Below are 13,443 nucleotides of genomic sequence, written 5' to 3'. Positions count from 1 at the left end.
TGACCTCCTTAAATTTCTATTTCTTCTCCCATCCAAGCCATGAGGCCGCGTCTTCTAGAGACATTGCTTCTGTACCGAACTTCTTGTCCTGTTCAACTCCCGGTCTTGGGATAGGCTTTGGATAGTCCTTCTTCTTTCCTTGACTTCTCTGCCAGTTACCGACACTGATGAAGTCAGCAATAAGAGCTAGTAGCTGTTCTGTATGACCCCACATCGCTTCATCCGGACTCATAGACCTGAACAACGCAGAAGAGCGGGGTGCTTGCCGCACAATCGCCAGCAAGTCACCCCACGTAAAGTCTTCTGTTCCAACGTTTCGGAGTCTTAGCCCAAGAGCGAGGCAGTCATAAGCTATTGCTTCCTCATGTTCATCAATGAGGTCAAGGAGCATCATGATTTCGTGAAAGCTAGCTCCCTTGATTCTCTTGACTTCCTCATCAATCCATCTGATAGCCCGGCCAAAATCTTCAGGCGTCATCTGGTCTAGCTCCTTGAGTGACTGCTTAGTCAGCAGTTCCTCAAAAAGGTCCCACTCATTAGGGCGGGACCTTAGGAAGTCGTTGGTAAGAAGGGAAGCCGCTTCATCTTTCAGTCTCACGGCTTCTCCTCTCTAGGTCACTTAGCGGCGTTAGCCCTAGCGCCAAATTCCTTCATAGCCTTAGACATCTCCTTGCCAAGCTTCTCTGAGAAGTCAGCAAACTGGGTGTCATCCATGTCATCAACTGCGGCTACTACGTCTTCTCCGCCGAACTCCTCAATGAGAGTGAATAGAAGGTCTAGCTCATCACGACGACGATTCTCACGTAGCCACTTAGGAGAGCGAAGCCCTGAGAAGTCGCGCTCAAATGCAATGGTCTCGCCATTGTGCTCAAAGGTGTAAGTCTTGTTTTCCATGTTCTTAGTCCTGTTCTTGTTATTAGTCGGCCCATTAGTAAGCCCCTCTCTACCGGGCCGCATTGGTAGTAGAGAGGGGCTGTCTTACTCAGTTGTTGTATCCCTAGACTCAGCTAGAGAAGACACCATCATCAATGTACTTGATTGCATTAGCACCAGCAGTTGCGTCACGGAATGCCTCTACAGTTACCTCGTAACCAATGACATCTTCGTCAGAGTAGGTAACCTCTCCAACCTCTGTAATCTGTCCCTGAGGAACGTAGATACGGATACGAGCGTCACCATCCTTAACCTCAAAGACGAATGACTGTCTTGGAAGGGTGTCACCATTCAGCTTTACGGCGTGAAGGGTTCCCTTGGTTGAAGTAGCAGCAGTAGTCGTAACGTTGCCTGCACCATGAACAGCCTTTAGTACGTCAGAGTTAAGAGTCTCAATCAGCGTGAAGCTGTAAGTCACTGCATAGTCAGTCTGAACAACCTTAACTACGTCTCCACCCCAAGCCTTAATCTTGTCGGTTGAGCGCTCTGCTGACTCGGTAAGACCATCCTCACCGACATAACCAAGAGCCTTGAATGATGCGTTTAGAGCAGTCATAGCGTCTACTGGTGCAGCAGTACCGGTTGGAGCTACTAGAACACCACCCGTCGCTAGCGGCTTTCCTGCAAGTACGTTGGCAGAGTTATTTGCCATCTTTTATACCATCCTTAAATTTATTCTCCCTCAGCCGTTGTGTCTGGGGATGATTCGTTTGTCTCAGTTACCTGAGCCTTAGAAGCGCTCTCTACCTTCTTGGTAGACCTACGCTTTACGGACATCTCTTGCCATCCGGCGTCAAGATGGTCCTTAATAAGTCCCTTTTCCTTGTCTGGAAGGTCAACCTCCCAGCCAGGAACGTTTGGGTTCACTAGCCTCATAGGGCAACTCCCTTCATGTCGATTGCTACAGAGAACTGATAGCGGGGAGAGTCTGAATCAGGGTCAGGGAAGAAAGCGGGACCTCCTACTTCTCTAACCTTGTAGACCCAAGTCCCATTCACCTTCTCGCCTGCCATAGCTGTTACATAGGCTCTAGCCAGCCTGCATAGCTCAGAAGCTTCTACAGTGGTTGAGCCCCAACACTCAAAGGCAAGCAGAGGAGAGTCGGCATTTAGCCTAAGCTGACTACCGCCCAGTCTCGTTACCTTGATGAGCTTTCCATTAGCCGGACGTGGATTGGGAACCTTTGTCGTTACCGTTACTCCGCCCATCTTTGGCTTCAGGTAGCTGATAACCAAAGCCTCAGCGTCAGGAAAGGCAATAACTTCTGTTGCCATTAGCCACCCCTCCTCGCATTAGCCAAAGCCCTTAGTAGTGTGTTGTCTCTTGCGTTCTCTCGCTTGGCCTCAATGGAAGCCGTTACGACTCCACCACGGGCACGAGTGCGACCGTCTTCAACGTCTCCCTCATAGCCTTCACCTAGCTCATTCAGCATGTCGTCAATGACCTTCTGAAGAACTGCTTGCATCTCTGGAGACTTACGAATCTTCTTGAAGCCTCCCATGTTCCATGTAATCTGCTGAGCCATTAGCCATTCACCTTCTTCAAGATGAACTGAAAGCCTGGCTTGAACTCAAATGGTCCTAGATTCCAGTTGGCTAGGCTTCCTTCAATGGTGTATTCGTCGTCTCCGATAACCGCCCGGTCTTGAGCAGTAATGCCGTAGTCCTTTGGAGACAGAACGGCGAGACCATCAATGACAGCCTCTCTACCGGGCACTGAAGGCTCTGTAGAGGACGTAGGAGCGATTGCATATACGTCCACTAGCTCTGTTGGCCCCCAGCTCTCTACCGGGTTTCCGTGGGCATCCTCGGCCCCTGTCTGGTAGCGCTTGATGCCAATGGACCACTTAGCCTTGAGAGTCATCAAAACCACCACCCGTCATAGGAGCGGGTGCAAGGCGGAGTCGTATCCACCATGAAGACCTTTCCTCTTGCTCGGATAGACCCTCTAAGCTCTCGCCTGTCGTCATCCGTGAGGTATAGGGCTCCTGGCTCGTCTCCTCCGTAAGTCGTTGTCTGCTGGTATGGTCCGGCTCCTAGCTGAGCGCTTCTAACACCCTCAGGGTTACGCAGGTGCCTTGTGACCATTCGGGCTTCAACTCTGATTACCGTTGCTTCTCTAAGCTCTCCGCTATCCACTCTGTCGTGAAGGTTGGGGAACTCAATGAGAATGGTGTCTTCAGCGTCATCTAGAAGGGTTTCAATCTGTTCCTGAGGAGCCGTTAGCTCAACCTCTCCGGTCCATCGCTTTACAACGTCCTCATATGTTGCGTAAGTCATTGACTTACCTCCTTCTTTCTGTAATGGGAAAGGGGCGACTCACGAGAAGCCGCCCCTTCAACTGCCAATCAAGCGATTAGGCAACAGTGTTGACGCCAGAAGTAATCTTCACAAAGTGGTTGATGTTCTTAACGGCAAAACCAATCTCAACCTCAACACGAAGAGCGAACATGTTTCGCTGCCATAGGTTGAGCTGAGTACCAGCCTTGTTTACGGTTGCCTGGTCAGACATAGAAACCTCAATACCGTTTACAGTTCCGTATACGGCTGAAGTCCAGTCACCAGCGAAACCAATAACCTCACCATCGTCACCGGCCGCATCTGCCTTGTAAGCAGAGCGAGCAACTACAAGCGGAGAACCTAGAACCTGATTGATTCCACCCTCAGCCTGTAGGTTGCTTAGGAATAGTGGACGGTTGGTTGAGTCAGAAGCGTTAAGAAGAACCGCCTTTCCCTTAGGAGAGAAGACCCATCCGTCAAGAACTCCACCAGCGTTAGCAATAGCAGCGTCGATAGCTACAAGGTCAGCGTAGGTACCGGTACCGTCTACCGTTAGGGCAGGAGCGTTCTTAAGCAGGTCAAAGTTAGAACCTGGAGCCGTAGTAGCGTGGAATACAGTCTGGTCAAACTTAAGAGCAAGAGCGTTAGGTAGACGACGTGCTAGCTCCTCGTAAAGACCAGGGATGTCACGCTTGAACTCATTAGAGAAGGTCTCGATTACAGCTAGCTTGTAAGGCGTGATGCTCTTATTGCTAACGGTAGCGTCTGAAACTGGCTTCTCGTTTGTCTCTGCAACCCAATCAGCCTGAGCGTCACCAGTCACCATAGGGACGGTTACGCCAGAACCAGGAAGGTTAATCTTTCGAGCTAGACGCATGACAGCGCTAGCCTCCTGGGTGTTACCCCAGATTTCATCGGAAACACTAAGAGGTAGAGATACCCCTGAAGTGTTACGGGCAATGTTAGGCATTTAAATAAATGCCTCCTTTCGTAGATGGTTTGTGCCAGGGCATAGAAAAAGGGCCACCGGCCGAATGCCGATAGCCCTACGTCTTGTCTGGCTTTATGTGTTTGTCTTGACGCTCTACGCGTCAGAGTCCCAATGCCGCAGCAAAAGCGTCAGCATTGGATGTAGCACCAGAACCGTTACGGTTGCCCTGTGCTCGGTCTGGTCTTGGAGTCTTAGGGGTACGCTCGCTAAGAGCCGCCGCCTGCTTCTCCAAAGTCTCTTCGTCTGAACCTGTCAGAAATAGGTTCATGTGCTCCTCAGTGATTGCATACTTAGCGGCAACCCGGAAGCGCATCAGTTCTGCTTGAGCATCTTGAGTAGCCTTCTTCTGTTCGGCTAGTTCCTTAGTGGCTGCCTCAAGCTTTGCAGTCACCTTAGGTAGTTCATCAGCAGCAGCCTTATTTGCCTTGGCTCTGTCTTCCCACTTACGGGATGCTGCCTTCCAGTCAGTGTCAGGCTTTGTGTCGTCGTCGGCCTCTTCCTCCTGTGCAGGAGTTTCCTTAGGTGCCTCAGGCTCAGCAACTTCCTTCTTTGACTCTTCCTCGTTGTTTTCCTGTGGATTGACTAGCTCTCCTAGAGCCTCAATCGTCTCAGCGTTGTCAGACATTCCTTTTCCCTTCCGCCGTTTCGGCTATGTATTAGGTTGACTCCGTGCGGTGTCTCCCTCAGTAGGTTGTCTTAGTGACCCTGCTTCGCTACTTCCAAAGCGATGTATTGGTCATAAAGGCTCTCAGGGTCGTAGCCTTCTGGGTATTCGTCTCCATCCCACATGGGAATGACCTGGCAATCACAGTGGCCGTGATACTTGTTGTTCTCTCCCGCCTTCTTCGAGTTGGCGTATACCGCCCCTCTTGAAGCAAGCATGAGGCAAAACTTACAAGTCTTGGCACCAGAGGGAACCCTTGCATAGCTAGCCTTTGAAGGGTCCTTCTGTGCACTGTGGAAGATGGTGTTTCTAGCAGTCTGCTTAACGAACCTGTCGTTCACTTCAGTCAGATTGCTCAGGGCCTGTGCTGGGTTTGACTCCGTTTGGAAGAGCGGACCAACAGCCCATCTAACAGAAGCCTGCACAGCCTTTTGTTCTGGGATTTCTCCCATGAGTGCCTTGAACGGCTTGGCTGCATTGCTTGCTTCTCGTAGTTCGTCATAGAAGTCAATCGCTACAGCCGCCCCCATCTCTCCGTACTCAGTCACTAGTTCTGGCATGAAGATTTGAAGGGCATTGGTTGTAGCGACGATGTTCGTAAGGTCGAGGCTCAGGAAGAAGAGCCGTAGCTCTCTCTCAGCAAGGCGGCTGATGCCTCCCTGTGCTTCCTTGTAGTCCCGTACAGCCGTCGCCGTAGCCATCAGGCAGCCGCCTCCTCTGAGCCGGCTCGGGTGTCACCAGGAGCCTCTACCGCTGGGTCTGTGGTGCTGGGGGCTGTGACAGCCGCACGAATGGCCTCCTGGAGGGAAGCAGCTCCACGTGCCCGACGTAGGTCACTGGCTAGCCGCTCCTGCTCCTGGGGACTGAAGCCAAGTCGGTCCCATGTCACTGAGGAGTCAGCCGGTAGCACGCCAGCAGCGATGAGCTTGGAAGCCTCATCAGCAGCCGCAGAACGGGTAGGGGTGGCCGCGTCGCGCCACTTCACAGAGACGCTGTTGAACTCACTGAGGTCAGCGTCACTGCCCTCTCTCACAAGTACGGAGAGCCTTCCTACTTCCATCCATGAATGACCAAAGGAGAGCTGCTTACGCTCGGCCCTCTTGATAAGCCTTGCCTCTTCCTGACGGATAGCGTCAGCAGAAGAAGGGTTCTCAGTGACAAAGCCAAAGTATCCAGAAGGTAGAGCCGCCTCAGCAGCAACCATCTGAGAGAGAACCTTTAGCTGTTCTGCATAAGGTGCAGGAGAGGCAGCATTGAACTGACCAATCTCCGGCCTTCTCGTCTGGTCTGGCCTGTCTGTGTCTTCATCAATCGGGTCTTCAATGGCTACTACCTGACCCTGAATGGTCTGCCATGCCGGACGCATGTTTCCGTCATCGTCCATGAACATAGACATGTCGGCACCAAGGATGTACTTCTGAGGGATGGAGTAGAACTCCCGGTTAATCTCCATACCAAGAAGCGTTCTTACTCCCTGGTCTACAAGAGAACGAATGCCCCTAGTAATCTCAGAGCGTCCCCCTTCTCTAGAAGCCCTTGAACGGTTGGTCATCTGAACAACCATGACTCGTCCTAGGTTGTGGTCATCCCTGTCTAGAACCTGCCAGATTCCAGCAACCTTGCCTAGCGTGATGTTCGCGTAAGGCATGTAAAGGGTTACCTCTGACACCTGCTTTGTGCTCTCATCAATCGCATTGACACCTAGAGCCGCTGACAGTCTGCGTAGTCGGCTATCCCAGATGCCTGTCATTCTCATAGGTGACTCGACACTGATTAGGGGTGAAGGTTCTCCTTCATAACCCGCGCCGACTGTCACGAATGACGTTCCATAAATCAAGGTGTCTAGGTGACCTAGGCTTGACTCCATGGCTAGGTTGTTCTGTGTGTAAACGTCACGTAGGCCAAAGTCCTTGCCGGATTCGCTAATCCATCCTTGCCAGTCAAGACGCTCATCAAGAACGTCTACTGAGATACCGGCCCAACCAACTACAGTTCTTAGGTTCTGTAGGTGAGGCGGAATGGAAGAGCTGATGTTATCCAGCTTTCGCTTGCCTTCGTAATAATCCTCCGCTACCTGATTCCTTGGAATGTAGTAAGCCAACCTCTTTAGCATCACTTCAACTAGTGCTAGCTCATCCTCGCTTACGGTCAGGTTTGGGAGGTAGACAGCTACTGCCATCTTTATCACCTCTCAAATTTTCTATTGAATGGCGACTAGTCTTTGTCGCCTCTTAGGCTTTTCTTCTGCCTCTTCTCTCTTCTCACGTAGTGGTCTGCGGAGAGTCAAAGCATGTGCAGCCGCCGTAGCTGCAACGAGTGGGGTTAGGTCTACAGAAGCGTTCTTCTTGTCCCAACCAAAGGCATCACCAATAGCTCTTTTCTTGGCATTGGCTACCGCCGTTGTAAGTGCATCCTGACCTACGTGAAGGATGGTGCCATTGTTGACTCCATCGAAGAAGGCTCCTGAGCCGTGACGTACTTCCTTTTCTCCGGTCAGTAGCATTCGGACCCTCTTAGCCTTTAGCTGAGGGATTAGAGAGCCAGCAGGAGAGTTAACGTCAATGGCCAAAGCGACAGGATGATACTTCCTCTGAAGCTCATACAGAGCGTCAGGAAGCCATGCCGTACCGGCATCGTTGGCCACAATCTGAACCTGAATCTTTCCGTCCAAGTAAGTGGCCATGGCGATACTTGCCCTGTCTCGCATAGGTGAGACATCAACAGCAAAGGCGTAAGGCCCATCAGGGTCTACCCGATATATAAGCTTTTCCCAAGCCTCCATATCAAAGACTGACTTAGCCGTTAGGCTTTGCCACATGCCTAGACGCTCTCGTGCGAAACCTTCATCACTAGAACCGCTTCTCTCGTTCTGAGTCTTCTCAAGGTCAAGGCGGTATCCAAGCGCCGGATTAGCCTTTGCCCAAGTAGAGAAGCTGTCTAGGTCATCGCTTCTTTCTGCTGACCATTCGAGCCAGCACAAGCGGTCTACCTTGTCTCGCAAAGCAGAGTCACGGAAGCGCTGAAATACCTCACCGTTCATGTTCGGTGCCGGTGGGGTACCCGTAAGAATCGTCTGAGGATTCTTTGAAGTAGCTAGGGTGTACTGAAGTGCTTCATACCTGTCATCGTCCATCTCCTGTGCCTCATCGCACACGAGAAGGTCAGCAGTGAAACCACGACCGGAGCCCTTAGAGCGGGCTACGAATCGGATTACTCCGCCGTTCTCTAGCCAGATGGCTTCTTCACCATTGACGTTAGAGATTCGCTTGACCATCTTTTTTAGGTCTGGGAACTCATCGTTCTCAAAGTAGAACTTCATTCGACGGAAGTGGTCTTTAGCCGTCTTCAATTCGTGAGCGGTGTGAAGGATTCTTTCTCTGCGCATCACCAAGCCGTAAAGCTCTCGCGCTTCTAGAACCCCGCCCTTTCCGTTCTGACGCGGTACTGAGAGACCACACAAGGCACATGTCCAAGTCTCGTTCTCTCGCTCCCCCATCCATCCCTTAAGGACGTTCTGTTGCCACTCATCAAGGTCTAGCTTGTACTTGGCTGCTAGCTCTACCGCCGTTTCCCACGTGTCGCCGTAGAAGCTCTCAGGAATCAGACTCAGTCTTGGTGTCTGACTTCCTACGCTTGGTACGTCGTTCAGCTTCTCGTCTAGCAATGTCGTCAAGAGCGCTCACCTCCTCCCTGTCCGGCAATTCGTCAAGCTCTCGGATTACGTCCCTGAACTGACGAGACAAAGGGGCTAGGTCTCTTGCTCCTGCCGTTACGATTTCTTCTGCAAGACGGTCCCTTAGAGCAATGAGCGTCGCTCGTCTGTCTCCTGAAAGAGCCGCTGTTACTAGGTCTTCCATCTAAGGGACCTCCTTTCATTAAGTCTTTTGGGCATAAGGAAAGCCCGCGCCAATCTGGCTACGGGCTCCTATTGCTATTGCTTCTGTTATTCAATGCCTCTCCCCCACCCTCTTGGGGTTCTAACTCACGGGGGGATTGACGCAATGCCGCGTGGTGTGCCGTGACGCCGGGGGTGGGGGGCTACCCCCTAGGGTCACTCAGCCTGCTTGGCCTGATTAAGCCACTGCTCAATCTCTTCAAGTGTTACTGCGTTGTCTCCGTACTTTCGCTTACCCCAAAGGGTTGCGATAGCTACATTGACTGCTTCAATAAGCTCTTCGAGAGTATCGCCAGATGCATCAATTGCTCTGTCATTTGGATACTCAATCCTGATTGCTAGTGTCATGTGTTACCTCTTCTACTGTTATTGGTCAGAGCCACTTCCTTGTAGCTCCTTCAAGAGGGTCAGCCTTGAGGCCGTCTCCCTTCTTGCTGTTGCATGAGCGATGAGCGGGAAGAGTCGGACCGAGAATGTGTCCACCTGACTTGAGACTTTCTAGATGGTCAAGCGTGAATGCCATTGCATCAAAGTAGGGCAAGGTGAGGTCGATAGCCTTTCCGCATAGATGACATAGAGTTGGCTCCTTCATCTTGCTTGCCTTGTTCTTCTCTCTGGCTACCTTGTTCCTGTAGCTTCTTAGGTTTCTTCTTGGGTCTTTCATGCTCCCTCCCTTACCGCCGGGCGTTTTAATACGGACGCTTGGGTATTGCCTTGTACTTCTCGATTGCTTCCTCTTTCGAGTCGGCAACGATTGGACGCAATCCCTTGTCGCCGTTGATTCGCCAGACCGTCTCTCCCTCAAGGAGAGCGTCTAGTCTTTCGTTGTATCCATTGATGTACTTCTTTACTTCCATCACTCGGCTTTCTTAGTACGTGTTGTACGAGCCTGCTTCTTGAAGAACCATTCTCTTGAAGTTGGGTCCACATGAACTAGCTCCCATCCTTGTGCACCTAGTTCATTCAGGGCTTCCTCTGTCATTCGGAACCCGCCCGGAACTACAACGCGCTTGTATTCGAACTTCACTCTGTCTCCTCCAATCTCTCTAGCCATTCAAGGTGGATAACCTCTAGGACTGCGGGAACATCTTCTTCCTTCAGTGCCTTGAACCATCCGTATACATCAGTGATGTATTTAGCCACGTCGCTATAGAAAGCATTCTGTACATCGTTTAGTGCAGCCTTCTTATCTGTTGCTTCACTCATTGCTTGCCTCCTCACCACCGGCCGTTTTCTTACATTCGTTGCCACAGTGATAGACCATGGCCTTAGCTTCCTTAAGGACTCGGCAGAACCAGCCACAGTCACAGAGGAAGTGTTCATACTCAGACTTCATGGGGTCCTACCTCCTTAAGTTTTAAGTCCTTCTACTAGTAACAAGTCGTACTCACGCAAGACTGTGACATTAAATATTCAAGACTTTAGACCTAAAACGAGTAGGTAGTTGACTCCCTAGGTCTTAGGTGTGCTAGAGTCCCCTCACTCAGTCAGCTTCTAGGGCTTCAAGCCCTGGTCAGAAGGGGGAGCCAAGATGGCTACCAGCGCACTTCCCGTATCGGCCGACCAGAAGGACGAGCCTGGGGTTCAGGCCGTCAAGGTGAACGTTCCGGGTGTGGGTGAGATTGACACCTACATCAAGGTGGTCACCACGGACGATGTGGACGGTAAGACCACCGAGGGTGTTCAGACCTACTCCTTCGCCATGCCGGTTGAGGCGACCGAAGAGGTTGAGGTCATCGGGGATGACGGAGAGCCTGAGAAGAACGAGGACGGCTCCACCAAGCTCAAGGCCGAGACGTTCTGGAAGACCGTTCACTACGAGGTGGACATGTCTCCCGCGTCGCGTGACAAGCTCCTGAAGGCTCTGGCTCCCTTCGTGAAGGGTGCGCGTGAGAAGCAGGCTCCCAGCATCTCCCGTGGTGGCTACAAGCCTCAGACGCTCCCCTCTGGTGTGGACACCGCCGCTGTCCGTCGCTGGGCTCAGGCCAACGACATCAAGGTGGACGGTAAGCCCATCAACGACAAGGGGAGGGTCCCTCAGACCTTCATTGACCTGTATGAGAAGACTCACGCTAACGGCTGACCTTCTCCCCCTCATCCCCTGACTGAGCCCCTGGCTTTCGAGCTAGGGGCTTTGTCATGTCGTCTTAGTGTCTACCAAGATTCCCTTAGCAGGGTCTCTATAGTCAACGTACTTATCGTTCTTCCTGTTATTACAGTCACCGCATAGAACCTGAGCATTAGCTAGTTCATGCCTGCCACCCTTAGCCAAAGGAAGAACGTGGTCTAGCTGTAGGTCTTCTGTCGCTCCACACTTAAGACACTTCTCATAGACTCTCAGCAAGGCAGACCATGAACCGTTAGGCATGTCTCCTTCTCGGTATGTGCTCCTTCTTGTGTGCTGGATAAGTCTCTGTCTCTCCAGCACCGCCGCCCGGTTTTCTACTAGGTACTTGGTGTCATACGCCTTACGCCTGTCCGCATTGGCTCTCTGCCACTCACGCTGATATTCCTTCTTGCGCTCTGACTCGTTCCAACGCTTCTTGCACTCCTTGACCTTATCTGGGTTGGCTTCCCTGTAAGCCTTGTCTTGAGCCGCCTTCTTTGCCTTATTCTCTGGAAGCTCTCTTACTTCCTTCTCGCACTGCTTGCAACGGCTCTTGTATCCGTCCTTCTTGCTTCTAGCAACTCCGAAAGCCTCGTACGGCTTCTCTCGCTTGCATCTACTACATGTCTTCATGTCCACTCCTTAGTTAGATGAGGTTACCCCTCTACTTATAAAGAGTGGTCACACGACCATTTCGTGACACGACCCTTTCATCTTGTTCTAGAGCCGTCTCTCTGTTAGAGTCCTTCTTAAGCGAAAGGGGAAGCCAATGAGGCTCAAGAAGTACGCAGTCACTCTCTCTAACGAGAAGATTGTTTACCCCGTGGCTTCTTCTGAAGCTAAGGCCAAGGAGAAGGTTGAGAAGGCTCTTCAGGAGAAGGGCATTCAGCTCACCATCGTGTCTGTGAGGGTCGTCTGACCAACCCCGCCCGAACTCCCCCAGGAAGCCCCTGAGACTCGCTCTCAGGGGTTCTCTGCATGTCTGGGGTGTCCTTGCTCCTGGTGCTCATCCTCGGTCGGTGCCGAGCTGCTGCACGACGCGTGCGCCTGGCCCAGGGAGGCCGGCAAATCTTGTAGCAACTTTTGTACCGCTCTCCCTGGTGACCTGAGGCTCTGAGAGCCGTTCTGCCGTTTCCGGGGTCTCCTCGTACCGGCTCAGTCTGCTAGAGCCTCCACGGGGCCGTGAGAGCCCTTCTCAGGGCTACTCTGACTCCAACCTGAGGGAGTCATAGGCATAGAGCAGACTGGACACGTCTCCTTAGCCTCTACTGAGAACCTTGCTACGAGGCAGTCAAGGCAGAAGTAGAAGGTCTCTCTCACACGGCATAACCCGCCTTCTTGAAGATTCGCTTCCATGTCTCTGGTCCTGGATAGCCGTTGGCATCACTGCCTGACCATCCCTGCTGTCTCTGGAAGTCTCGAACGTTGGCTAGGTCATACTCAGTGAACAAGGGACCAGCCTGGTAGCCATCAACGTCACCATGCTTAGCGATGCCAGCCTTAATCATTGCCTTACCAAGGACAGTCACCCAGTTGTCTCGCACTCCTAGCTTGAAGTGACTAGCACCTGGGAACTTAGGTGCGACTGGCTTAGGGTCTGCTGGCTGAGGAGTCTCAGGCTTAGGAGCCTGGCTCTTCCAGTCAGGGTCAGCAGAAACGATGCCCTCAGGGAACTTTGGATAGAGGTAGCCATAGGTTCGGCTAGACCTACGCTCACGCTTCTTTAGGTAAACGCCGTTTCCTTCTGCACTACCGTCAGCATTTGTGTTGCCTTCTACTGTGTAGATGTAGGTGTCATCGTAGGCATAGACGATTCCGGTGTGTTCTGAGCCGCTTGTTCCGAACAGAGCCATAGCACCAATTGCAGGATACTGACTGAAGCGACCGTTCTTCTTAGCCCAGTCTCTAGCCTGAGCTACTGAGGCTGTTGTGCAATAGGCATCCTTAGGCAAACCCGCCTTCAGATAGACCCAAGACACAAAGACAGCACACCAGGCACCGGCCATGTCATCTACCCACTCAAGACCAGGCACCATATCCGCGTACTTCTCTTGGTTGTTCCAGTGGCCGTTTGAGTAGCCTTCTCTGTAGCCAACTTCCTTCTTGGCAATCTCGATTGCCATACTTACCGTTGTCATAAATCTCCTTAAATAGAAAAAGGGCACTCCTTCTCATAGACCCGCAAAGTTTTTGCACAGTTAAGAGGGGGCCTGGAAGGTAGTGCCGAATTGGCCTGCCTCACGGCAGGGCTTTAGTCACCACAACATCTGAATATTTTAGTTAGTCAACCTGCTGTGAGGCATTGTGGGAGCCAAGGGCTTGCACCTTGGAGCCTGCTGGTCTCCCTAAGTTTCAAGAAGCAGTCACAGTAACTGGCTGCTCGTTCGCATTTAGGGTTCGCTTTCTGCGCTCTGCCTTAGCTGCGGAGTAAAGAATCTCAAGGTGGTTATCCTCAAGGGCATGTAGTCCATGAAGAACCGCAGCTACGTTCTTCAATGCTTCTGCGGAATCAAACAGGTCTCGTGCCGTCGTTCCGTATGTGTTGCTTAGTTCATCTAGATGTGTCTTCATCAT

General features: G+C 51.9%; 19 protein-coding genes. 2 read left to right on the top strand and 17 right to left on the bottom strand.

Annotation, left to right across the window (positions count from 1 at the left end):
- Positions 1-16: 16 nt before the first annotated feature.
- The 15 genes from E4U91_RS27365 to E4U91_RS27295 form a co-directional block, all read right to left on the bottom strand.
- The gene (locus E4U91_RS27365; RefSeq protein ID WP_137309294.1) at positions 17-598 is read right to left on the bottom strand and encodes a hypothetical protein; all 582 of its coding nucleotides are present in this window, start codon (positions 596-598) and stop codon (positions 17-19) included.
- A gap of 17 nt (positions 599-615) precedes the next feature.
- On the bottom strand, positions 616-894 hold the full coding sequence (locus E4U91_RS27360; protein WP_137309293.1) for a hypothetical protein: 279 nt from the start codon (positions 892-894) through the stop codon (positions 616-618).
- A 109-nt stretch (positions 895-1,003) separates the two neighbouring features.
- Positions 1,004-1,585, bottom strand: a complete 582-nt coding sequence (locus E4U91_RS27355; protein WP_137309292.1) for a phage tail tube protein — start codon at positions 1,583-1,585, stop codon at positions 1,004-1,006.
- Positions 1,586-1,805: 220 nt separating this feature from the next.
- Positions 1,806-2,207 (bottom strand): Hint domain-containing protein, encoded by a 402-nt coding sequence (locus E4U91_RS27350; RefSeq protein WP_137309291.1) that lies wholly within the window; start codon positions 2,205-2,207, stop codon positions 1,806-1,808.
- 250 nt (positions 2,208-2,457) lie between these two features.
- Positions 2,458-2,796, bottom strand: coding sequence for a hypothetical protein (locus E4U91_RS27345; protein WP_137309290.1), 339 nt, complete (start codon positions 2,794-2,796; stop codon positions 2,458-2,460).
- Positions 2,796-3,212, bottom strand: coding sequence for a Gp19/Gp15/Gp42 family protein (locus E4U91_RS27340; RefSeq protein ID WP_137309289.1), 417 nt, complete (start codon positions 3,210-3,212; stop codon positions 2,796-2,798). Before E4U91_RS27340 ends, E4U91_RS27345 begins: the two co-directional genes overlap by 1 nt.
- Before the next feature lie 76 nt (positions 3,213-3,288).
- Complete coding sequence (locus tag E4U91_RS27335) at positions 3,289-4,182, bottom strand: phage major capsid protein (RefSeq protein ID WP_137309288.1); 894 nt, start codon at positions 4,180-4,182, stop codon at positions 3,289-3,291.
- Between the two features lie 121 nt (positions 4,183-4,303).
- Complete coding sequence (locus tag E4U91_RS27330) at positions 4,304-4,828, bottom strand: hypothetical protein (RefSeq protein WP_137309287.1); 525 nt, start codon at positions 4,826-4,828, stop codon at positions 4,304-4,306.
- 71 nt (positions 4,829-4,899) lie between these two features.
- Positions 4,900-5,568 (bottom strand): VG15 protein, encoded by a 669-nt coding sequence (locus tag E4U91_RS27325; RefSeq protein ID WP_137309286.1) that lies wholly within the window; start codon positions 5,566-5,568, stop codon positions 4,900-4,902.
- On the bottom strand, positions 5,568-7,046 hold the full coding sequence (locus E4U91_RS27320; RefSeq protein ID WP_241678897.1) for a phage portal protein: 1,479 nt from the start codon (positions 7,044-7,046) through the stop codon (positions 5,568-5,570). Before E4U91_RS27320 ends, E4U91_RS27325 begins: the two co-directional genes overlap by 1 nt.
- Before the next feature lie 21 nt (positions 7,047-7,067).
- Complete coding sequence (locus tag E4U91_RS27315) at positions 7,068-8,540, bottom strand: terminase large subunit domain-containing protein (RefSeq protein ID WP_137309284.1); 1,473 nt, start codon at positions 8,538-8,540, stop codon at positions 7,068-7,070.
- 378 nt (positions 8,541-8,918) lie between these two features.
- A complete protein-coding gene (locus E4U91_RS27310; protein WP_137309283.1) occupies positions 8,919-9,110 on the bottom strand; it encodes a hypothetical protein in 192 nt (63 codons plus the stop codon).
- 25 nt (positions 9,111-9,135) lie between these two features.
- A complete protein-coding gene (locus E4U91_RS27305) occupies positions 9,136-9,426 on the bottom strand; it encodes an HNH endonuclease (RefSeq protein ID WP_137309282.1) in 291 nt (96 codons plus the stop codon).
- A 192-nt stretch (positions 9,427-9,618) separates the two neighbouring features.
- Positions 9,619-9,816 carry a DUF4177 domain-containing protein gene (locus tag E4U91_RS40115; RefSeq protein ID WP_137309281.1) on the bottom strand — a complete coding sequence of 66 codons (198 nt, stop codon included), beginning with the start codon at positions 9,814-9,816 and terminating at the stop codon, positions 9,619-9,621.
- Complete coding sequence (locus tag E4U91_RS27295) at positions 9,786-10,085, bottom strand: hypothetical protein (RefSeq protein ID WP_137309280.1); 300 nt, start codon at positions 10,083-10,085, stop codon at positions 9,786-9,788. Before E4U91_RS27295 ends, E4U91_RS40115 begins: the two co-directional genes overlap by 31 nt.
- Positions 10,086-10,293: 208 nt before the next feature.
- On the opposite strand from E4U91_RS27295, the gene E4U91_RS27290 reads away from it, so the two are divergent.
- Positions 10,294-10,845 (top strand): Lsr2 family DNA-binding protein, encoded by a 552-nt coding sequence (locus E4U91_RS27290; RefSeq protein ID WP_137309279.1) that lies wholly within the window; start codon positions 10,294-10,296, stop codon positions 10,843-10,845.
- A gap of 54 nt (positions 10,846-10,899) precedes the next feature.
- Here the strand turns inward: E4U91_RS27290 and E4U91_RS27285 are convergent, their stop codons facing one another.
- Positions 10,900-11,502 (bottom strand): HNH endonuclease, encoded by a 603-nt coding sequence (locus E4U91_RS27285; RefSeq protein WP_137309278.1) that lies wholly within the window; start codon positions 11,500-11,502, stop codon positions 10,900-10,902.
- Between the two features lie 136 nt (positions 11,503-11,638).
- Between E4U91_RS27285 and E4U91_RS38180 the strand changes: the two genes are divergently transcribed.
- Positions 11,639-11,788: a hypothetical protein gene (locus E4U91_RS38180; RefSeq protein ID WP_168218164.1), complete on the top strand. Its 150-nt coding sequence runs from the start codon at positions 11,639-11,641 to the stop codon at positions 11,786-11,788.
- Between the two features lie 397 nt (positions 11,789-12,185).
- Here E4U91_RS38180 and E4U91_RS38460 read toward each other — a convergent pair whose 3' ends face one another.
- Entirely contained in the window at positions 12,186-13,007 is an 822-nt protein-coding gene (locus E4U91_RS38460; protein ID WP_174867868.1) for a peptidoglycan-binding protein, read from the bottom strand.
- Positions 13,008-13,443: the final 436 nt, after the last annotated feature.

The sequence above is a fragment of the Streptomyces lasalocidi genome, from assembly GCF_005280215.1.
GTDB classification, from domain to species: domain Bacteria; phylum Actinomycetota; class Actinomycetes; order Streptomycetales; family Streptomycetaceae; genus Streptomyces; species Streptomyces longwoodensis.
This window is presented reverse-complemented; position numbering and strand designations above follow the sequence as displayed.